Source organism: Phaeobacter sp. A36a-5a, assembly GCF_037911135.1.
GTDB lineage: Bacteria > Pseudomonadota > Alphaproteobacteria > Rhodobacterales > Rhodobacteraceae > Phaeobacter > Phaeobacter bryozoorum.
In genome coordinates this window covers 1-20,740 of the sequence record NZ_JBBLYU010000005.1, presented here as the reverse complement: position 1 = coordinate 20,740, position 20,740 = coordinate 1, and the positions used below count along the sequence as shown (strand labels likewise).

Genomic DNA, 20,740 nt, shown 5'->3' with positions numbered 1-20,740 from the left:
GAGTCTTAACGGCTTTGCGGATCCGATCTCTACGCCCTGTAGCGCGTGCTGCCCGAATACAGGCCGGATGCGACGGCGCGCTCTTCGCGATCCTGACACGGGTCTTTAGCGGCTCCGAGAAACGTCCCCCCAAAAACCGCGACCGCAGCGGCGCTAAGGCGGCTGCGGTCACAGATGAATCGACACCTAAATCAGGATAGGCTTAGCCGGTGTTCTGCCAATCTTCCGGCTCATCAGCCCACATGTCCTGCTCCTCCCAGCCGTCACCGGACGTGTGTTGCTCAGCGGCATCGACCACCGCCTCCGGGGTCTCGGACCCGTCTCCTGCTACGGTGAAAATCGCCACCAGCTCCGCCAGCTTGGTCGCATCACCGCGCAGCATATGGCTGGCGGCGGTGGATTGCTCCACCATTGCCGCATTCTGCTGGGTCACCTGATCCAGCTGCGACATGCCGATATTGATCTCATGCAGCCCGGTGGACTGGGCCGTCGCGCCATCGGCGATATCGGAGACCTGCTGCGAGATCTGCCCGACCTGTGCCACGATGCCGCTCAGCGCAGTGCCAGCCTTGCCGACGAGTTCGACGCCGTAGTCGACCTTCTTCGAGCTCTCGCTGATCAATGTCTTGATTTCCCGCGCCGCCTCGGATGTGCGCTGCGACAGGCCACGCACTTCGGAGGCAACAACCGCAAACCCACGACCCGCTTCGCCAGCGCGCGCCGCTTCGACACCGGCGTTCAGAGCCAGAAGATTGGTCTGGAACGCAATGTCATCAATCACGCTGATGATCTGCGCGATATGTTTGGAGCTCTCCTCGATTTCCGTCATCGCAGAGACCGCGCTGCTGACAACGCTGCCATTCTCGATCGCTTCGCTCTTTGCGGCCTGGGTGGTGGTCTCAACCGAACGCGCGCCCTCAGCTGCGGATTTCACACTGGCTGTCAGCTCATCCAGGGCAGCGGCGGTCTCCTCCAGCGTCGCCGCCTGGCTTTCGGTCCGCCGCGACAGATCATCGGAAGCCTGGCTGATCTCATCGGCGCCATTGCGAATGGAAGAGGCAACATGCACCATATCCATCACGGTTCTGCTCAAGGTCTCAACCGTCTGATTGAAATCCGCCTGCAACTGGGCGTAGCCCTCGGTCAGTTCTTCGTTGATCCGCGCCGAAAGGTCGCCCTGTGCAAGCCGGGCCAAACCCTGACCGATCGCCGTGACGGCAGCGGTCTGCTGCGCCTGATGGATCGCGCGCTCCTCCTCGGTGGCCTTGGACAGTTCCTCTTTCTCCACCAACCCGTCACGGAACACGGTCAATGCCTGTGCAATGCGGTAGATCTCGTCGCTGGTGCGCTCAAATCCCTTGATCGGGCTCAGATCACCATCGGCGAGCCGCTCGGTGGTCCGGCTGATCGCGTTGAGCGGTCGTTGGACCAGGAAATGGGTCAGCAGCAGCGCCACCATCAGGAGCCCGCCCGCCACCATCAGCATCCGTTCGATATTGGCGCGAGCCTCGTCTACGGTCGCTGCAATGTCGGTGGCCATATAGGCAATTTCACCCCGGCTGCCGGAGCCAAGAAGCGAGGCACGGCTCGCGATCTGAAGCACCGCATTGGCGGTTGCATTGGCCGCTTTGGTCGCATCCGCGTCCGCCGTGAGCGAGGCAATTCGGAAAACCGCCAGCCCCTGATCGGGTGCCGCCAGCGTGATGATCTCGTCGAGCTGCGCGGCCAGCCGTCCTTCGTCAAACGTCTTGTAGTCTGCAAGAGCGGCAGCGGCTCGCTCCATCGGTTCGGCAGCAGCGCGGGTCTGCACCAGACCCTGCGCGGTCACGACATCCAATGCTGCGACCTGGAAATTGCTGATCCAGGTATTGATCTCAAGCAATGTGTTGAGAAAACCGACCTCATTCGCAAGCAGACCCTGAATTGCCTTCTTGCTGTCGGTGCTGGCATCGTCAGCCGCCAATGTCACCTCAAACACCATGTCATCGACGGCAGTGGCCAGTTCGGTATCGCTGGACAGGCGCGCACTCAGCACCTCCTGACGCAGGGCGCTGGACTGAGCACCCGCGCGCGAAACCGCCTTCTGCAGCACCGCAGCAGCATCACGGATGGCAAAGATCGGTACGACACCTGGCGCCTCGACCTCCAGCGTGTTGATCACCTCGTTCAGACGGCCATCCGATGCCTTGGCCAGATCGGTCAGGATCGACTGCATGGCACGGTCCTTGGTATCGCCGATGGCAAGGGCTATACCGGAAATCAGGTTGATTTCCGCACGCGCCTGCAACAGCGACTGCAGGGTGGCAAATTTCACCTCGACCAGATCGGTCAAAGTCGCATCGACTGCAGACATCGTCTGCTCACCGCCTTTGGTGAGGTTCGAATAGGCCTCCTTTGCCATCTCGGCGAGCGTGACCTGCATGGCGCTGCTCATTTCCTGCAGCTCGGCCGTCATCGCGATCACTGCCGCAGCATTCTTGAAAGCAATGGTACGGGCGTCAATGGAGGCATCCAGCGCCTCCTCTACCATAACCAGATCTGGTTTGAATTCATCACGGAGCACTTCGGGCAGCTGTTCCACCGCGCTATCAAGAGCGCGAACCGCCGTTGTCACATCGCTCTTGGCAAAGTCGAGCGCATTCAGCGTATCAGCCAGCATCACCGCAACCATCGCGTCCTTGGTTCGGGCCGCAGCAGCGGTCATCTGACCGCTCAGTTCCAGTTCAGGAAGCTTTTCCCCGGACAGGACATGCACATCTCCGGCCACCTGTTCAAACGCCCGCGTCACCGCATAGCCGATGGCCCCCGAAGTACCCGCCATCGCCAGTAGGATAAGAAACATCTTGGCGCGAATACTGGACAACGGATTCCACCGCCGTGTCGCGCGTTTACGTGTCTGCTTCGTCATTATTCGCCCCATGAGTCCATTAAAACCACTCGGTTTTGCACAGAAATCCGGCAGAGGCCGGGTGATTGAGGCATCAGACATGCCTCAATCTGGCGCTTTTTCAGGATTCGCCGCCTGCCACGACAGGCTGGAAGCTGCCATCCTTGGCGATATGGGTCAGGAAGACGTCATCCATGCCCTGGTTGTCATCCGGACCAAAACGCATGGTGACTCCGCCCAAATCCACCTCACTCAGCCCGGCGAAGGCCGCGAGATAGCTTTCACGGGTCAGCTCGGCACCTGCCTCTTCCAGAGCGCGGATGGCCAGACGACCTGTCAGATACCCTTCAAGTGTCACGAAACCCGGCTCGGCTGCGGCATCCACCGCCTTCAGTGCGGATTGGTACTGCGCCACGACTGGCAGCGAAGTGTCCCATGGGAACGGCACAACCTGGCTGATAATCACACCTTCACCGGCCTCGCCCAGTTCCTTCGCCAGCGCGTCGGACCCCACAAAGGAAATATTCACGAAGGTCGGATTGAACTTCAGCTTGCGCGCCAGCTTGATGAATTCGGCAACCGGCTTATAAGCGCCAACCATCACAACCGCATCCGGTTCGGCCTTGCGGATGGTCAGAAGCGCCTTCTTCACAGCGGTGGTATTGCGGGTATATGTGCCCTCGGCGGCGAGGGTCATGCCGCGTTTTTCCAGTGCCGCGGTAACACCAGCCAGGCCTACGCGACCAAAACCATCATCCTGATAGAGCAGCGCGATGGAACTCATGTTCAGCTCATCCACCAGATGGGCAATCCAGGCTTCGGTTTCCGCCGCATATGTGGCACGGACGTTGAAGATGTTCCCGTGGCTTGCATCGCGCAGGAAACCAGCACCGGTGAAGGGGCCGATAAACGGCATGCCAGCCTCGGTCGCGATCGGCTGCGTTGCCGATGCGGTCGGGGTGCCAACAGCGCCGATCAGGCCAATATGCTGATCATCAGCAATCACCTGTTTGACCAGCGTGGCCGATCGGTCAGGTTCATAGCTGTCATCCATGCTGTCCAGAACGATGCTGCGTCCGTGAACACCACCCGCAGCATTCGCCTCGGCAAACGCGGCTTGCAGGCCAAGCTGCATCCCCTGCCCCAGCGCCGAAGCCGGACCCTCAAGTGCGGCGACCTGTGCAAATCGAACTTCAGTCTCTGACACGCCCTGCTGAGCAAGTCCAAGCGTCGGCAGGGCCATGGCCAGTACCGCTGCGGTTGTTAGTTTTCTTAGCGACATCGTATACTCCACCTTTCAAAACACCGGCGCAGCTTGCCCTGAACCCGTTAACAAAGGCCCTCCGGGCGAAAATAACCCTGCGCAAAATATGCAAAGCATTTTATCAATCGGTCGAAACCACAGACCAAAGCGCCCAGACCATCGACCTCTTCCCGCGCGACTGTTAGGGTGACAGCACCTTATTTCCGGTCAGCGCCCAGGACCTGCCGTCGTGAAAATCCCTTTGTTCTTTGATGGCTATGATCTGAAAGCCTACGATGCCCCACATGGCCAAACCCTGTCGCAGCTACGTGAGCGCCTGCGCTATGGATATCGCCTGATGAAAGGCGCACAACCGCGTACCGGCTTCTACGTCGCCTTCACGAATCTTGCCAAAAGCCTTCGGCGTCTCGGTCACGATGTGGTGATAAATGACTTCGACTTTGCCCGCGGACATCCGGATCACCCGATCGGCCTGAGTGGATATCTGCCGCCGCTGGCCCGTTTTGGACTGCGCAACCCTGCCATTTACGGTCCCGGACGCGTGCCGGACAGCAGCGACCTTGCAGCGCTTCGCGAACAGGTGAACCTGAAAGTCGTGACCTACCCGTCAGCCTGGCCGATCCAGCTCAATCCAGCAGAGACACGCGCACAATTCGCACCGATGTTCGTGGGCATCGACACCGATGCCTGGCCCGATATGTCGGGTCACAGCAAAAGCATTGATCTGCTCTTCTACAACAAGGTCCGCTGGCATCGAGAAACCGCCCGCGAATGCGATCTGCTCCAGCCCCTGCGTGACATGCTGACCGCGCGCGGGCTCAGCTGGCGCGAACTGGACTACGGGCATCATACGCCCGCGCAGTACCGCGATCTGGTGAGCCGCAGCCGTGCGGTGCTTTTCTGCACCGAACACGAAACCCAAGGGCTGGCCTATCAGGAAGCCATGTCGGCGAACCTGCCAGTCTTTGCTTGGGATGAGGGGGTGCTGGTCGACCCCTCACAGCGGATCCTGGCACAGGGTGACGTCACCCCCAGTTCGGTGCCCTATTTCGATGACCGCTGCGGGATGCGGTTCCAGATCGACAATATGGAAGAACAGTTTGATCGCTTCTGGACGGCGCTGCCAAACTATCGCCCCCGCGATTACGTATTGGAGAACCTGTCTCTCCAGCGCGGCGGTGAGCGTTTTATGTCACTCTACGAGCCGCTCTTTGACGCGGCCTCATCTCTTCGGCCCGGTCTCACGCCTTTGGCCCGGAACGCCGATCCCGGCTGAAGCCAGCAACGCCGTCACATCATCGGCGGTCTGACGGAACATCGTCTCGGGCAGCGCCGCGATCCGATTGCGACAGGCGGCGATCCGGTCCGGCGTCAGCTGCTGCAACAGCCCGACCAGCTCGGCGGCATCAGCACGGCGCAGGGTCCAGCCCTGCCCTGTCTCCTCAATCTTGCGGCCGGTCTGCGTCGTCGCCACGGCGATCACCGGACAGCCGTGCCAGCCGGCCTCATAAATGCGGTTCGGCAGCAGCAGATCCGAATTGCCACCGGCGCGGGCATCACCCGCCTGCCACAAATCCTGCGCCCAGACCACATCGCAGCCGCGGTAGCAGGCAGCAAGACCCTCCGGGTAGGCGTAGGCCCCGTGAAAGATGACATTGCCGAGCCCGGCGATCCGGTCATGGAAATCAGGCAAGACATGGTCGTGGATCTTGCCGTGAACATGCACCTCGATCGCCGCCCCCATTTGCTGCGCCACCCTCAGCAGCAGCTCAAAGCTCGGTCGGCAGCGTATGGCGCCGATCCAACCCAGCCGCAACGGCCCGGATGCCGCGCCATGAAAACCTCCCGCGACGGGTCGTGACATGCGGTCCGGCACGACCATCTTGTTCTCCACCAGTTGCCAGGGCCCAACAAAACCCTGTACCGGCACGAAATACCCTTCGTGGAAACCGGGCGAGGACAGCCACAGCACCTCCGCCGCCGCGATCAGCCGCCGCTCGACCCAGCGGGCGATCCGGGGTTTCGGGCCGCTGCCCTCGAACAGCGAATGGATATCCAGCACCTCATAGGCAAGCGGCGCCGCGCTGCCGCTCCGCCGCCGCAGCGCGGCGGCCAGCGCCAGCATATCGAGATTGCGCGCCACCAGTAGATCAGCCTGCTGCACCAATGGCCGCAGCCGTGGGTCACGCAACGCAGTGAAGAGCGCCAGACGCCCCCGGCGTAACAGCCCGTGTTGACCAATCTCGCCCAGATCAATGTTTTGCCAGCTCACCTGCGGCAACGGCCCCTTGCGCGAGGACACCGAGATCACCTCATGCCCAAGCGCCTGAAAAGACTCCAGCCGTCTCAGCTGGGCCACGTCAGTCAGATCGGAGGCAAAACAGAGCAACTGCGCCATATGTCAGCCACGGATCCGCTGCGGCGGCGGCTCTTGATCCTTTGCTCCGCCGTAGATCTGCGGCTGTGGCAGGGCAAAACATCCCGCCAGCACGCCTAGGTGCAGCAGCCCCCGCAACAGCCAGAAATTCCGGCGCGGCTCGACAGGCAGGACAGGCAGGGTCGCAACGACACAATAGGCAACCTTGGCCAACGCCGCCCCAGCCAGTTTTGTCCGTGCCAGCAGCCCCGATGCGCTGGCCGCATAGCTCTGCCCCATGCGGAACCGCCGTTTTGCCAACCAGCCCAGATGCAACCGATCCGACGCAACCACCTCAAAGACGACCGCATCGGCCGAGATCGCAAACTGCGCGCCCAGATGTGAGAGCACAAAGAAATAGGCGGTATCCTCGCCGCCGCTCGTGCCGCGGGAGAGATCAAACTCCAGCCCCTCCCAGGGGCGACCGGAAAACCGCATCAGCGCATTGCAGCTATGGGCGGTCTGTAACTGCACCCCACCGCCATTGCCGGCGCGAAGTTCCGGCCAGTTGCTGTGCCAGTCCTGATCAACCATCCATTGCGGCGCCTGCTGCGGGTAACGTGCGATGGCCGGCCCTGAAATCACATCCGCGCCGGTCTCCATGGCGCGGCGCACCAGCTGTTCGATCCAGTCGGGCGGAACCACCTCATCATCATCGACAAAGGCAACCCAATCCGACCGCCGCTTGCGCGCCATGGCCAGACAGGCGTTGCGGGCCAGAGAGATATTGCGTGCCGGCGCGTGGACATAGCTGACCGGCCACGAGGTCGCGCAGCCGCGCACCCAGTGGTCCGCCGACGGCGAGGTATCATTGTCCGCCACGATGATATCTATCGTATAGCCCTGAGGTGCGCGCAAAGCTGCCAGGCTCTCCAATGTGTCGACCACGCTGCGGCGCCGATAGGTGCAGAGTAATATCGAAATCCGTTCGCTCATCGCTTCACCCTGCGCCCCGCGGCACCCGCCAGGACCGATTGAACAGAATGCCGCGCCATCGCCCGCACCAGACCAAGCGCCCAGCCCATGTGCATCAGCACCAGAGCCACCCCGGACCAGATCCCGGCACCCCCCAGTCGCAAACAGGCGATGCCCGTCACCACAATCACCACAGTCAGGTAAACCAGCGGCCAGATCAGAGCCAAGGGCCAGAAGGGTGCCGCGACCAGTGCCAGTCCACATAGGAGGAGATTGGCGACCGGCACAATCTGCCGCAGCCGTGGCCGCATTCGGTGTTTGATCAATGTTGCCGCACGGCCTGCGCCATAGTTCTGATATTGCCGCCATAGCGCGACAGGCGTGCTGCGCATCACATAGCCAAGCCGCACATCACCGGCCAGCCAGATACGCCCTCCGGCCGCCAGCAACCGCCAATCCAGCTCAGCATCCTCATTGTGGCTGAAACTCGCATCATAACCGCCAACCCGGCGGAACCAGTGCAGATCCATCAGCGCGTGATGCCCGTGATCCACATAGCCCGAGGTCCGACCTCCCCGATGTGCCGCACCACCCGACCCGAAGGGCGTATCCACGACCCAGGCCGCCGCCTTGCCGAATTCACTGCGACCTTCGGACTGCATCGCCACCACGACCGCCGCACGATCATCGTTCTCCCGCAGCGCCGCGCACAGGGCGGTTGCATAATCCGCCGGATAGATCGCATGGGCATCACAGCGCAGCAGCACATCAAAGCCGCCGCCAAATTCAGCAACCGCCCGATTGATGCCTGCGGACTGAATCCGGTCCGGATTATGCAGCACATGTATCTTGATCGGCGCTGTCTCGGCCAAGCTCTCGACGATGGCCACCGTGTCATCATCGCTGCCCCCATCCGCCACCACCAGCGCAGACCGATCTGGATCGCGCAGCAGCGGGTCGCGCAGCAGGCTTTCGAGACAGGGACGGATCGCAGCCGCTTCATTCAGGGTCGGGATCACCACCAGCACCCGCACATCAATGCCCCCGGGTGCAGCGCTGACGCCCTCCCTGCCTCTCTGACCGCTCATGCCCATGGTCTTTGTTCCATTCCGTGTTATGGACCTGTCTAAAGGATCCGATTATGTTGCGACAGATTGATTTTTGCGCGCAGTCTGATGAACTTGGCACTGCCACCTACTTGCCACCCCTGCGGCGTCGCGCAGCGCAGGGCGGGCCGTGGGCAAACCAATAACGATGGGGTCAACCAACGTGTCCACGCCTAAGACGTCCTTTGCCGCGGATGACGGCCAGGAGGTGCTCGATCTCGGCGCCATTTTTGCAATCATCTGGCGCGGCCGCTGGGTCATCGCTGCCTGTGTCCTGCTCGGTCTGTTTCTGGGCATCTGGCGAGCCTATCTCGCCGCCACTCCGCTCTACGGTGCCGAGGTACAGCTGGTGCTGGACACCCGCGACGAAAAAGTGGTCGATATCGAAAGCGTGGTCAGCAGCCTTTCCGCCACGGATGAGGTGATCCGAACCGAGGTTCACATCCTTGGCGGTCGGGAACTGGCGGGTCAGGTCGTCGACCGGCTGAATCTTGTTTCCGACCCGGAATTCAACATGATGCTGCGCGATCCCGGCCTCAATCCTGTCCAGACGCTGAAAGATCTGATCAAGGGACTCCTCGGGATGCCCGTCTATAACACGACCATTCCGCCAGATCCCGCCTTTGTCCGCGAAAAGGTGATCCAGACGCTGCTTGCCAACATGCGGGTGGTGAACATACCGGACACCTATATTTTCTCGATCTGGGTGCTAAGCGAGAACCCCTTCAAGGCGGCTGATATCGCCAATGCCTTCGCCGACACCTATATCGAAAATCAGGTGGCGGTGAAGCTGAACGTCACCGAACAGGCCACCGGCTGGCTGGCGGACCGGGTGACCGAGCTGCGCGGCCAGCTGGAAGCAAACGAACGGCGGGTTGCCGACATCCGGGCGCAGGCCGATGTGACCAGCCCCGCACAGTTGATCGGGCTGGAGAACCGCCTGATTTCCCTGCGCAGTGCGCTGACCGAGCGGGCCGAGGATGTCGCCGCGCAACGGGCCAAACAATCCGAACTGAGCAGCCTGCAAACAGCCGAGGAGCAGCGCGCCGCCGCCCGCCGCTACGGCTATAGCGCGCTTCTGGCGCGCGCTGATGATCCGCTGGCTGGCTGGCGCGCGGTTCTGGCGCAAGTCTCTCGTGATCTGCGCGAAGCCGAAGCCAAGGAACACGCAATCCGCCGCTCGATGGCCGATCTGGAGATCACCATCGCCACCCAGAGCGATGCACTGACCGAAGTTGTGCAGGCCGAACGCGACGCCGAAGCCAGCCGTCTGCTGTTTGAAAACTTCCAGAACCGGCTGCGTGAAACCTCCATGCAGATCGGCCTGCAACGCGCCGACAGCCGGGTGATCTCGCGCGCCTTCCCCCCGGACCAGCCTGCCCTGCCCAACAAGGGCCGGATCCTTATCCTGTCGGTCTTCCTTGGCGGGTTTCTCGGCACTGTTCTCGTTGTCGTGTTGCAGCTCTCCCGGGCGCGCCTGCATTCCCCAGCGCAGATCGCAGGCCTGACGTCCGTGCCTGTGATTGCGGTGCTGGACCAGTTTTCGCAGAAAATCCGGCCCGAACAGGCCGGCGCGCTTGGCCCGCAGACCCGCGATGGCGAGGCTGTTCGCAATCTGCGCACCACGCTGCTGATGGCGCGGGGAGATGTCCCGCCGCAGGTGGTTGTCTTTACCTCCGCCGAAAGCGGCGATGGCAAGTCGACGCTGTCGGCGGCCATGGCACATAATATGGCGCAGATCGGTAAATCGGTCCTGCTGATCGACGGCGACCTGCGCCGCCATTCCCTGTCTGACCCGCTGGCCAGTGGCAACAGCAAGCCGGGACTCTTTGATGTCCTCACCGGGCAATGTGATCTGGCAGCGGCGGTGCTTCCCGGTGCGCTGGGGCAGGCCGATATCCTGCCTGCCGGCACCGTAACCGGCAGTGCTGCGGATCTGCTCAGCCAGGGCGGGCTGACCGAGCTTGTGTCGGTGGCGCGCAATCACTGGGACATCATCATTTTTGACACCCCGCCCATCTCCGTTGTGCCCGATGCGCGGATCATCGGCCTGCATGCGGACCTTCTGATTCTGCTGGCGCAATGGAACACCACCCGGCAATCGGTCTTTACCAATGCCCTACGACAGCTGGAACAGGGCGGGCGCAGTCCCGACGGCATTGTGCTGACCAAGGTCAAAGGCACCGCCCAGCCGCTCTACGGGGCAACCAGACGGTCGCGCGACCGCTATTACCACAGCTGAGAGAGCCGATGCAGCTGTCCCCCCTTTTGCGCAAGGCCAGGATAGCCGGTCGCCGCTGCCTCGGCCGACCTGTGCTGAATTATCAGGTGCTGGGTGAGCGCTGTTCCGGGACCAATTTTCTCGACCAGCTGATCCAGCAGAACTTCGCCGCTGCACGCCCGCGCTATGACATGTGGAAACATGCCTTCCCGAACCTCATCGCGCTGCCGGCGGATGTGCTCTATATCGTGATCTTTCGCGATCCGTTCCAATGGCTCGAAAGCATGTATGGCAAGCCGTGGCACAGCCTGCCAGCGCTGCGTGATCTGCCGTTTTCGCAGTTTATCCGCGCCGAATGGCGCAGCGAGATCGACGTGCCGGCGTGGTTTGACCTGCCAAAGACCAGCCCCTGCAAAGGTCAGCCGCTGAACCAGGATCTGCATCCGATCACCGGCGCGCCCTTTGCCAACCTGCTGGCGTTGCGTCGCGCCAAGGCAGAGGCGCTGCTGTCCCTGCCCCGGCGCGGTGCACGGGTGATCTACACCACCCATGCTGCCATCAGTCGGCGCCCCGAAGACATCATTGCGCGCATCGCAGGCGAAAGCCCGGTGCCCCCGAACAGGCGCTTGCAGGTCCCGCAGGGACACTATGGCTGGTCATGGTCCGACCGTGATGTAAAACCCAAGACCCCCGGCCACCTGATCACGCCGGAAGACCGCACCTGGATCCTCAGCCAGCTTGACCCCGCACTGGAGGCCGCAATGGGGCTACCGCTCGATCCGGCGCCGGATGAGAACCAGAACGCAGGCTAGACCCCAAAAGTACACTCAGATCCGGGGTGGCACATCCCGCCAGCACCCCAGCGCTCGGCCGGCATAGATCCAGGCCATCGCGATCAGCATGTGCCGGATCGAATGCTCGTTGTAGATCACGTTATCCGACAGCGCCGCGACCAGATTGATCAGCACATAGAAGAGATAATACCCCGAGGTCACGCTACCATCCTGCAAATACCAGCGAAAACAGCGCAGCACGACGGCGATCAGCAGGCCAAAGAACGTCACCGCCCCAAGGAGCCCATTGCCCACCATCAGTTCGATATAGCTGTTATGAAACCAATAGAGTCCCTCATCGACATAGGCCTCAATATAAAGCCGTGCGTAAGATGGCACCGACCAATACGCCCCAAACCCAACGCCGCCAATCGGCGCTTTGGCGATTTCTTCCAGACCAAAGGCCCAGATCACCGTGCGCCCGGTCAAGGTACTGTCCTTGCCCAGCCGCTCCAGCAGCAACCCAAAAGCGTCAATGCCTGAGATATAGATCGCGAGCGGCACCAGGAACAGCACCATCAGCGAAAACAGCAGCGCCACCCGCCGCGCTGTCCCGCCCCAGCGACGGATCCACAGTACCGGCACATAGATCGCCAGAATGGCAAAGGTCACATAGGCCCCCGCCGATTGGGCCATGCCCAGCACCGGGATCATCAGCGCCGCCGCCAGAATACCCAGGATCGAAAGCCGCCAGTAGAACCCAAGCGTCACCAGCCCATGCGCTGCATTCACCGTCGCCTTGGCGAGGGAGTTCTTGTGCATATAGATGCCCTTCAGCGCCCCGTTTGGATGAAAGGCCGGAGCAAGGAAGGTCACGACGGAATTCAGATAAGACAGCGCCACGCCGACCGCCGAGGTCAGGCTGACAACAATCATCGTATGATGCGCCGGAATAGCAGAGGCGATACGCACTGCAATCAGCGTTGTCATCGTCAGCTGGAAACTACGATAGGCGGTGACCGGCGGGTTGATGCTCCACAGGGTGGAGGCCATTGCAATCACGCAGGGCATCAGCACCGGCCATGCCTGCCAGAGAATGGCAGCGCTCTGCCGCCAGTCCCGCAGATACCACAGGATCGTCAGCACATAGAGCGCCATCCAGCCGGGCGACTGGAACCCAAGCCGATAGACCACCCCGGTACCCGACATGGCCGCAAGGATCAGATAACCCATGCGCAGATGGCCACGGGTCAACCACCAGCGACCAGCTCTGCGCCGCAGCACAGACACCTTCGGCTGCCCGATGTCTTGCGGTGGTTCAACCGTGAGTGTCATGTCGTCCCATATGCCGCCTCAAACGCCCGCCATTATCCCTCGCTACCTGCTCCCCCTCCGCCAATCCAGCCGCGCGCCCAGCCGCGACGCCCGCCCGCGTCTCTGCGGCAACACCGCAGCTCTGCTCCCCTGGGGGTCGAACCATCGGCACCATCCACAGGGCAGACATGCCCAGGGCATCACTCACCTCCGCATCGATGCGCCTGCGCGAGGCGGCGCAGCACAGGCGCGCCCAGATCGGCGCCGCCGCGGCGCTGAGGTCCAGTTCGCCTGCGCTGTCTCTCGGCAGGCTCATCCCCCCTGCCCTGCCGTCTCGGCCCAGTCGCCAACGCTGCGGACGACACCACAGGCGCGAGATCCCGGCCACCAGCTTCAGCTCCAGCCGGTTGCGCAGGACGGATAACACCCATGGCCAATGATCGCGGCACATTGCGGCGCGCCAGGCGGCGCGGCCCAGCCGACCGCTGCGAACCTCCCGCGCCAGTTCCAGCTGTGCCTGACGCCGCAGAAGTGCCTGCCGACGAATGCCCGCGTGGAGCGTCAGCTCCTCGCGCCTATACTGCGCAACCAGACCATCCAGCGCATGGATCTGTGCGGCCAGATCCTCGGGCAGGTTGCGATACGAAACCGACGCCGGGTGCCGACGATAGAGATAGGCCGCCATCGGCAGCACCCACATCGTCGCACCCGCCAGCAGAAGACGCAGATAAAGGTCATGATCCTCGCCGATCCGCAGCGCGGGGTCGTAACGCAGATCGCGAAGAAGCTGATTTCTGATCAATGGCTTAAGGTATCCGATGTGACTGATGCCCTGCGGGTCAACCCCGCTCAGAACCAGATCCTTCAACGTCAGCGCGCGGGCGTGTTGCGGCGCATGACCACCCAGAATGGTTTCTCCCCGCACCATCGGGCGCTCTGAAAACAGGATCAGGTCATCAGCGACCACATCGGCCCCAAGATCCCGCGCCGCTGCCAGCATCAACTCCAATCGCCGGGGATGCTGGCTGTCGTCACTGTCGCAGATCGCCACCCAGTCCCCGCGTGCAAGGCCGAGCGCATCATTACGTGCCCGAGCCGGGCCGCCGCAGCGCGGCCGCCGTTGCGCCCGTATGCGCGGATCCTTGGCCGCAGCCGCACGGATCACCGCCCAGCTGTCATCGTCGGAGGCGTCATCAATGATGATCAGCTCCAGATCCGCCATGGTCTGTGCCAGTACCGCCCGGATCGCCAGCGGCAGATGAGCGGCGGCATTGCGGGTGGCCATAATCACCGAGATCTGCGGGCGCGGCTCAGCCATCCCGGCGGCCCTGCGGCGGCATCAGATCAGAGACCACAGCCCCGCGCGCTTTGATATGCGCGGCGGCCGGGATCCGCCAGGCCGCCGATAGCCCGGCCTCGTCGCCATAGGTCACAGTCAGCGCACGGCGCGAGGCCCGATAACACAGATCCACCCATAGACTGCTATGGCCACCATCGGCGCCGGGGTCCGGGACAACGACATGTTGACCCTCTCCCTGCGGCGGCAGCCCATCGGCAGGGCCGATCAGATGGACCCGCTCCGCCGCAGCCTCACCGGCCTGCCCAGCTTGGCCGCCGCCCTGCCCCCTGCCAATACTGCGCATCTTCGCCCAGGCGATCTGCACCAGTCGAAACCCCAGCGCAGGATGCCGCAGGATCTGGCGCAGCGCCGCCCCAAACCGCCGCTGTTTCAGCGTCTCTGCCAGCGCCTCAAAGGCCAGACGGTCTTGAAGCACTTGCCGTCTCTCTTCAATAATATGTTTTAATTCAATATGTTGTGATGCACTCAATTGACCCGGCAACGCCTCCATCGCAGCAAGCGCCGCAAGAATCTGCCGTCGGGTCGATCGATGTGACAGGGAATGCGGATGTCGCCGGTAAAGGTAAAGCGCCTCCGGCAGCAGCCACATACGCGCGCCTTGCAACAGCAATCGCAGATAGAAATCCTGATCCTCGCCGATCGTCAGCGCCTCATCATAACGCAAGGCCGCCAGCGCCTGACGGCGGATCAGGGGCTTCAGATAGCCCAGCTGCGCACCAGACGTGCCCGGTTCCGGCACCCGCAGCATATCCGCAGGCCCGATCTGTCGCGGCACCTCCGGCGCATCACTGCCAAGAACGCTGCGCGGACCAGCCAGCGGCTCCGTCGCGAAATGCACCATGTCATCCGCAACCGCATCCGCATCCAGCGCCTCTGCCGCGGCCAGCAGGCGCCGCAACCGGTCCGGGTGCATTATGTCATCGGAATCGCAGATTGCCAGCCAATCGCCACGGGCCGCCGCCAGCGCCCGATTGCGGGCGGCAGCAGGACCGCTGGGTGTTTCATGCAGCAGCACCTGCACGCGGGGGTCCTGGCGTGCAACCTCTCGCAGGATATCCACCGATCCGTCACTGGACCCGTCGTCAGCCACGATCAACTCCCAATCGGCATGGGTCTGCGACGCCACCGACCGCAGCGCGTCCCGCAAATATGGCGCGCCCTGATGATTGGCCATGATGATCGAAATCATCCGCCCCTGCCCTGCCGGTTCCTGCATGATGCTGCCCACTCTTCTCCCGGCATATCTAGCATGTCCCCGCAGGGTGAGGCCAGATGCCGGGCAGCGGCGTTTGACGGAATGCACGGGGTCATTTCCCGTGGCACAGCCGATCCGAGGTGCTAAGACTGGCGCTCAGTACCGCCGCAATCGCCACGCCGACAGGAAAGACCCGCCATGACCACGCCCCCCCTTGCGCCATCCGGTAACAGCGCGGCACAGGCTGGTCCAACGCTGGTGGGTATTGGCGCACAGAAATGCGCCTCCACCTTCATTCACGCGGCCCTCGGTGCCCATCCTGATGCCGCCGTATCGGATCCCAAGGAACTGGATTTCTTCAGCGCCTATTTCGATCGCGGCTATCAATGGTATCGCAGCCATTTCAGCCATGGCACGGACAAGACGGTGAGATTTGAGGCATCGCCCTCATATTTCTATGACCCGCGCTGCCCCGACCGGCTGAATGCCTTTGATCCGAACATCAAGGTGATCTGCCTGCTGCGCGATCCGGTCACCCGCGCCTATTCCAACCACCTGCATGAGGTGATCAAGGGCCATATTCCTCCCCTGCCCTTCCACGACGGGCTGGCGAACAATCCGGCCTATCTGGAGCAGGGGTTCTACAGCCGCCATCTGGGGCGCTGGCTCGACACCCTCGGCCATGATCGCGTGTTGGTACTGCTGGCAGAGGAAATCAGCGCCGATCCGGTCGCGGCTGCCCAGACGGTCTATCGTTTTGCCGGGCTCGACGATAGCCACAGCTCTCCGGTGCTGCATGAGCGACGAAACGAAAGCGACCGCGCCCGGCTCCCTGCACTTCGCAGCCTGCTTCGTGCAGGTGGTGATCAACTGCGCAAAGCCGGGCTGGAGGATAGCCTGGCCCGGCTAAAATCCACCAAGCCGGTTTCCGCAGTGCTGCGTGCCAACAGCCAGAACATGCGTGATGTGGTGCCGCCCCTGCGCGACAGCGATATCGCAGACCTGCGCAGCTGTTTCGCGGAGGATCTGCGCCAACTTCCCGCCCTGCTGGGCCGTGACAGCCTGCCCTGGGAGAGCTGGGCTGCAGTCACACGGTAGGCCACTACTGTACACATATGTCTAGAACAGGATCGCATCCTGAGCTATCAGCAGATCCAGTGTCAGCGCATCCGCCCGGTCATCGATCACCGCAACATTCACCCAGCCATCTTCGCCGTCGGCCTGCAACAGATCGCGCGTACCACGCCCACGCTCACCATCAAGCCAGCGCAGCTGATCCGCACCATCCAGATTGAACCGCGTCAGATCCAGAACGTCCCCTTGGGACAGGGAGAAATCATTGACCCGGTCCGGCGTCCCGCCCTGGCGGAAGATAAAAACATCCGCGCCGCCCCCGCCGCGCAGCTGATCACGACCGATCCCACCGTCAAGCTGATCGTCACCCCCGCCTCCCGCCAGACGATCCCGGCCGCGACCACCAAACAGGAAATCATCTCCGTCCTTGCCGCGCAGGATGTCCTGCCCCTTGTCACCATAGAGGTGATCCGAACCACGATTGCCCACCAGCTGATCCGCACCATCGCCACCGTGGATCAGATCTGCACCAGCGCCGCCGAACAGATCCTCTGCCTGCTCCGTGCCACGCTGTTCGCTGTCGAACTCCGGCTCGGCGGGATCTTCCTGTCCCGGCAGGGACACATCCGCAATCACCGCGACCAGCGGCGGCGCATCCGGGTCAGGTGTTCCGGCCCAAGCCGTTTGATTGTCGGACACCGCCCAAAGGTCAGCAAAGCTCTTGACCGCCCCGGAGTACCAAAGCCCACCCGGCATATCAGCCCCGCTGAGATCGGCGCGCACCTCTCCATCTACGCGGAAAATCGCGCTGGTGCCGGTCAATTCGATTTCATAGGTATGCAGCCCCTCGGCGGCATCGAACCCAAGATCAACGACCAGCGGCCCCGCGGGGCCATCGGCCAGCCGCACGCGGCTGCCATCCTCCGCCTCCATATGGATGCTCAATTGAACCTGACGGGTATTGGCGCCAACGAATTCAAAATCGAACTCCAGCCAGCGATCGTTCCGATAGTCCTCCTGATAGAGGAACATCCCAAAGACCGTGCCATCCTGCATCTGCGGCGCCTGTGCAGTCCAGCTCCAGATGCCGGTCTCATGGGCCGCTTCGGACTGGATTTCACCACCGGTGAAAAGCCGCTCTCCAACGCCATTATCCGACGTCAGATGCAGCTCAACCGCGCCGTCACTGTTGATCTGGACATTATCCTGTGACCACGTGGTGTCGCGCGATTGACCGGCATTCCATGTCGACACCAGCCAGTCGTCGCTGTCACGCATCTCGCCGGGGACCCGCAGGTCCAGCGCCGGTGTCTTTTCTGCCTGCGCGCTGTCTGTTGATGCCATGTCGATCACTCCAAACCTTGGTGCCGCGGAAAACGGCCATGCCTTTGGTTTGGTTGTCGGGGCGAACGATGGCAGGATTGTGCCTTAATTATCGCCCATTAATGCCCCATTCAGACAGTTTAACGCAAACTCAAGACCAGTTTTAGAGGGTTGCTTTTTAGTCGAATTGCGCAGCATGCAAGAGCTTGCGGAGCGACAGCCAAGAAGTCACCGCACGGCACATCCCCAATGCGCTAACGAGCGTCATTTCACCAGCACTTGCGGCGTGGCGGGTGTCCCCGCAGGGACAACGATAATGCTCTGCTCCCTTCAGCAGCGCGGCGAGCATGATCAATGCCAATCCACCCATCTGAAGCCTGGCTCAAAGAAAAAAGGCCGTCCCCGCAGGGACAGCCTCGTTGATACCGTCGTGTCGGCCAGCTTAGCGCTAGGTCTGATCCCCGTCCAGAGCATCAAAGAAAGCCGTGATCGCGGCCTCAAGCCGGCGCTGGTCAACGGCCGAGAAATCACGCTCCATCGCCATTTCAATCCGCCCGTCCCGCGCCAGACACCGCACCGTCCCCGCAGGGACAGAACAGCGCAGCGTGGTCTTGGCCATGCCGGCGCGCTGGCTGGTGCTGGCCTCCCTAACATCCGATGCAGGGGCCTTGAGCGCCTGCCGCAAAACGGCCAGCTCTTCCTCAGCGCTGGAAAAACTCCGCTCCCTTAGGCGTTGCCGCAGCGACTCAAGCGTGGCCGGGTTCTCCAGCAGGTGCTTCTTCAGATCCAGCCCTAATGCACGGGGGATCGCCTCGGCATAGGACAGCTCTTCTCCAATCAGTTCCAGCAGCTCTGCAAAGTGGCGAATGTAGCTGCGCTTCTGACGCCCGGCTGAAGCATAAAGCAGCGCAACAGAGTCTTCTACAGAGTCTGAATCCGTCTCTGGATCCTGCGAATAGGAGAGCGCGAGCTGCGCCATTTCGGCAAAGGAAATATCCCGGCGCACCAGGTTTTCATCCACCATTCGCCGGTACAGACCCTGTAGCGTCTCGCCCCGCGCCACCAGTCCGGCCGGGATCAGGCGGAACTGTTCCTCTCCCGTTTCCTCGTAAAGCGCGCGATAGGCCGACAGTCGCCGGAAGCCCTGTACCAGCTGATACCCCTCGCCGTCCTCTTCCACCCGGATCGGGTTGGACAGACCAAGATCGCGGATCGACTCCTTCAACTCCTCCAGCTCAGGATCCCGGTTGACGGCGCGATCGCGGATCAGCTTGCTGGTCGAAATCAAATCCAGCGGGATCCGATCGACCACCAGACCAAGGGTCTTCAGCCGGACAAATTCATGCGCCAGGCGATCGTTCTCTGCCCGGATATTCTGCTCGACCTCCGCCCGTGTCCGCAGCGCTTCGGCGTTTTCGCTGATGGCGGTGGCCATCGGGCCACGGCGCGCCTCGCCTGAACGGAACGCCGACTTCGTCTCAAGCGCGGGGGCGCCGGGGTGCGGGTCCACCGGGGCAGGGGAGGCTGCCTCGGGCGTGGCGGGGGTGGGATCCGACGGAAAATCGATGTCGAACATTCTGCGCTTGCTCATGCCTCATCCTCCAGCTGGGCCCATGCGGTCAGGGCGTTGCCCTTGAACTCCATATAGGCCTGGTCAAAAGACGCGCGCGCCCGTCGCCAGGTCTCGCGCGTCATATCCCGGTAGTCGATTTCGTAAATCGAGCTGAGGAAGCGCCCGGATTGTTCCACCGCTCGGGTCATCTCAATCGGGTGTTCCGTCATCCGGTCGCCAAAGACCTTGACGAAGGCATCGCGCATGGCGCGGTGCAGGTCATTGCCGGATTCATAGCGGGTGAGCAGAAACCGGACCTCCTGAAACACCTTCGGCAGGCTGAACGTCCCCGCAGGGACAACCCCGTTGAACGCCGAGAGATCCTCAAGCGCCTCGGAGAGCTGGCCGATGAACGAGGTGGTGGAGTCATACTCCCAATATCCGGGACCTGACGGGATATAGAGCATATCGGCGGCGAAGACCGCATTCATAGACTGATAGCCAATGGCCGGCGGGCAGTCGAAGATCATCATGTCGTAATCGTCCGACGGCAGCTGATCGAGATAGCGCGACACCGCTGCAAAGAAGGACCATTCCGGATTGAGATGGCGGTACTGCGCCGATGCAAATTCGACAAAGGCGGCATTGGCGCAGCTGGGGATCACATCAATCGTGGGCCAGCTCGTCGGCTTTACAAAATCGCTGATCCGAAGATCCTGCAGGCCCATGGCGGTGATTGCTTCTGGCAGGCGCCGCTCGGGCAGGGCGGCCCCGGACTCGGCGCCGCGCGCACTGGCGTTCATCCGTTCGGTCTCACGCACGAGGTCCCGCGCCATGATGCCCCAGACCGTATAATCTTCGGTCACATCGCTCAGCCCCATCGAATGGGACAGGGTGGCCTGCGGATCAAAGTCAACACAGAGCACACGATAACCGTCCAAGGCGGCGGCATGGGCAAAATGCAGCGCTACGGTCGATTTGCCCGCCCCCCCCTTGAAGTTGGAAATGGCCACCCGCAAGGCCCGCTTGCCCGCCGGTCGCTCCGGCATCAGCGATTTGCGGTTCACCTTCAGCCGGCGGCGCAGCTCATTGATTTCCTCAAGCGAATACCAACGCTGACGCCCGTCTTCCTCGACATGGCCCTGGGGCAGGCTGGGATCGGCCGCCAGCCGTCCACGCAGCGTGGACTGGTTCACCTTGAAGATCAGCTCGGCCACCTCCCAGCTGGAGAAGCGCCTCAGCGTCTTTTCCATCTTGGGAGAGAAGGTCTGCTGCCGGATCCAACTCTGCATTTTCAGGGATTGTGCCTGCATATTCGCCAGGTCTTGATGGGTAAACAT

The 20,740-nt window shown here is 62.2% G+C and carries 15 protein-coding genes; 4 read left to right on the top strand and 11 right to left on the bottom strand.

All coding sequences use genetic code 11. The features are described from left to right. Positions 1-202: 202 nt before the first annotated feature. A complete protein-coding gene (locus WLQ66_RS17175) occupies positions 203-2,908 on the bottom strand; it encodes a methyl-accepting chemotaxis protein (protein WP_340547555.1) in 2,706 nt (901 codons plus the stop codon). Between the two features lie 100 nt (positions 2,909-3,008). After that, on the bottom strand, positions 3,009-4,169 hold the full coding sequence (locus tag WLQ66_RS17170; protein WP_340547554.1) for an ABC transporter substrate-binding protein: 1,161 nt from the start codon (positions 4,167-4,169) through the stop codon (positions 3,009-3,011). Between the two features lie 211 nt (positions 4,170-4,380). On the opposite strand from WLQ66_RS17170, the gene WLQ66_RS17165 reads away from it, so the two are divergent. After that, positions 4,381-5,427, top strand: coding sequence for a glycosyltransferase (locus WLQ66_RS17165; protein ID WP_340547553.1), 1,047 nt, complete (start codon positions 4,381-4,383; stop codon positions 5,425-5,427). Here WLQ66_RS17165 and WLQ66_RS17160 read toward each other — a convergent pair. From WLQ66_RS17160 to WLQ66_RS17150, 3 genes are read right to left on the bottom strand one after another with little or no spacing between them, the layout of a single operon-like run. Further along, positions 5,374-6,549, bottom strand: a complete 1,176-nt coding sequence (locus WLQ66_RS17160; RefSeq protein ID WP_340547552.1) for a glycosyltransferase family protein — start codon at positions 6,547-6,549, stop codon at positions 5,374-5,376. The genes WLQ66_RS17165 and WLQ66_RS17160 overlap by 54 nt on opposite strands. Before the next feature lie 3 nt (positions 6,550-6,552). Further along, positions 6,553-7,503: a glycosyltransferase family 2 protein gene (locus tag WLQ66_RS17155; RefSeq protein ID WP_340547551.1), complete on the bottom strand. Its 951-nt coding sequence runs from the start codon at positions 7,501-7,503 to the stop codon at positions 6,553-6,555. Further along, complete coding sequence (locus WLQ66_RS17150) at positions 7,500-8,570, bottom strand: glycosyltransferase family 2 protein (protein ID WP_340547550.1); 1,071 nt, start codon at positions 8,568-8,570, stop codon at positions 7,500-7,502. The genes WLQ66_RS17155 and WLQ66_RS17150 overlap by 4 nt, the downstream gene beginning before the upstream one ends. Before the next feature lie 181 nt (positions 8,571-8,751). On the opposite strand from WLQ66_RS17150, the gene WLQ66_RS17145 reads away from it, so the two are divergent. After that, positions 8,752-10,830 (top strand): GumC family protein, encoded by a 2,079-nt coding sequence (locus WLQ66_RS17145; protein WP_340547549.1) that lies wholly within the window; start codon positions 8,752-8,754, stop codon positions 10,828-10,830. Between the two features lie 8 nt (positions 10,831-10,838). Then, positions 10,839-11,621 (top strand): hypothetical protein, encoded by a 783-nt coding sequence (locus WLQ66_RS17140; protein WP_340547548.1) that lies wholly within the window; start codon positions 10,839-10,841, stop codon positions 11,619-11,621. Positions 11,622-11,636: 15 nt separating this feature from the next. Here the strand turns inward: WLQ66_RS17140 and WLQ66_RS17135 are convergent, their stop codons facing one another. The 3 genes from WLQ66_RS17135 to WLQ66_RS17125 are packed head-to-tail and all read right to left on the bottom strand — an operon-like array spanning position 11,637 to position 15,472. Next, positions 11,637-12,917 (bottom strand): O-antigen ligase family protein, encoded by a 1,281-nt coding sequence (locus WLQ66_RS17135; RefSeq protein ID WP_340547547.1) that lies wholly within the window; start codon positions 12,915-12,917, stop codon positions 11,637-11,639. Beyond that, the gene (locus WLQ66_RS17130; RefSeq protein WP_340547546.1) at positions 12,901-14,214 is read right to left on the bottom strand and encodes a glycosyltransferase family 2 protein; all 1,314 of its coding nucleotides are present in this window, start codon (positions 14,212-14,214) and stop codon (positions 12,901-12,903) included. The genes WLQ66_RS17135 and WLQ66_RS17130 overlap by 17 nt, the downstream gene beginning before the upstream one ends. Continuing rightward, entirely contained in the window at positions 14,207-15,472 is a 1,266-nt protein-coding gene (locus WLQ66_RS17125; RefSeq protein ID WP_340547545.1) for a glycosyltransferase family 2 protein, read from the bottom strand. The genes WLQ66_RS17130 and WLQ66_RS17125 overlap by 8 nt, the downstream gene beginning before the upstream one ends. 177 nt (positions 15,473-15,649) lie before the next feature. Here WLQ66_RS17125 and WLQ66_RS17120 point away from each other — a divergent pair, with 177 nt between their 5' ends. Continuing rightward, positions 15,650-16,549, top strand: coding sequence for a sulfotransferase (locus tag WLQ66_RS17120; RefSeq protein ID WP_340547544.1), 900 nt, complete (start codon positions 15,650-15,652; stop codon positions 16,547-16,549). 21 nt (positions 16,550-16,570) lie between these two features. On the opposite strand, the gene WLQ66_RS17115 is transcribed toward WLQ66_RS17120, so the two are convergent. From WLQ66_RS17115 to WLQ66_RS17105, 3 genes are all read right to left on the bottom strand, one after another. Next, positions 16,571-17,869 carry a family 16 glycosylhydrolase gene (locus tag WLQ66_RS17115; RefSeq protein ID WP_340547543.1) on the bottom strand — a complete coding sequence of 433 codons (1,299 nt, stop codon included), beginning with the start codon at positions 17,867-17,869 and terminating at the stop codon, positions 16,571-16,573. A 427-nt stretch (positions 17,870-18,296) separates the two neighbouring features. Continuing rightward, positions 18,297-19,439 carry a ParB/RepB/Spo0J family partition protein gene (locus WLQ66_RS17110; RefSeq protein ID WP_340547542.1) on the bottom strand — a complete coding sequence of 381 codons (1,143 nt, stop codon included), beginning with the start codon at positions 19,437-19,439 and terminating at the stop codon, positions 18,297-18,299. After that, entirely contained in the window at positions 19,436-20,740 is a 1,305-nt protein-coding gene (locus tag WLQ66_RS17105) for an AAA family ATPase (protein WP_340547541.1), read from the bottom strand. Before WLQ66_RS17105 ends, WLQ66_RS17110 begins: the two co-directional genes overlap by 4 nt.

Bases quoted from the DNA above. Each gene is read 5' to 3' on its own strand.
- WLQ66_RS17175 (WP_340547555.1), bottom strand. From the start codon at position 2,908: ATGACGAAGCAGACACGTAAACGCGCGACACGGCGGTGGAATCCGTTG.
- WLQ66_RS17170 (WP_340547554.1), bottom strand. From the start codon at position 4,169: ATGTCGCTAAGAAAACTAACAACCGCAGCGGTACTGGCCATGGCCCTG.
- WLQ66_RS17160 (WP_340547552.1), bottom strand. From the start codon at position 6,549: ATGGCGCAGTTGCTCTGTTTTGCCTCCGATCTGACTGACGTGGCCCAG.
- WLQ66_RS17155 (WP_340547551.1), bottom strand. From the start codon at position 7,503: ATGAGCGAACGGATTTCGATATTACTCTGCACCTATCGGCGCCGCAGC.
- WLQ66_RS17150 (WP_340547550.1), bottom strand. From the start codon at position 8,570: ATGAGCGGTCAGAGAGGCAGGGAGGGCGTCAGCGCTGCACCCGGGGGC.
- WLQ66_RS17140 (WP_340547548.1), top strand. From the start codon at position 10,839: ATGCAGCTGTCCCCCCTTTTGCGCAAGGCCAGGATAGCCGGTCGCCGC.
- WLQ66_RS17135 (WP_340547547.1), bottom strand. From the start codon at position 12,917: ATGACACTCACGGTTGAACCACCGCAAGACATCGGGCAGCCGAAGGTG.
- WLQ66_RS17130 (WP_340547546.1), bottom strand. From the start codon at position 14,214: ATGGCTGAGCCGCGCCCGCAGATCTCGGTGATTATGGCCACCCGCAAT.
- WLQ66_RS17125 (WP_340547545.1), bottom strand. From the start codon at position 15,472: ATGCAGGAACCGGCAGGGCAGGGGCGGATGATTTCGATCATCATGGCC.
- WLQ66_RS17120 (WP_340547544.1), top strand. From the start codon at position 15,650: ATGACCACGCCCCCCCTTGCGCCATCCGGTAACAGCGCGGCACAGGCT.
- WLQ66_RS17115 (WP_340547543.1), bottom strand. From the start codon at position 17,869: ATGGCATCAACAGACAGCGCGCAGGCAGAAAAGACACCGGCGCTGGAC.
- WLQ66_RS17110 (WP_340547542.1), bottom strand. From the start codon at position 19,439: ATGAGCAAGCGCAGAATGTTCGACATCGATTTTCCGTCGGATCCCACC.
- WLQ66_RS17105 (WP_340547541.1), bottom strand. From the start codon at position 20,740: ATGTTTACCCATCAAGACCTGGCGAATATGCAGGCACAATCCCTGAAA.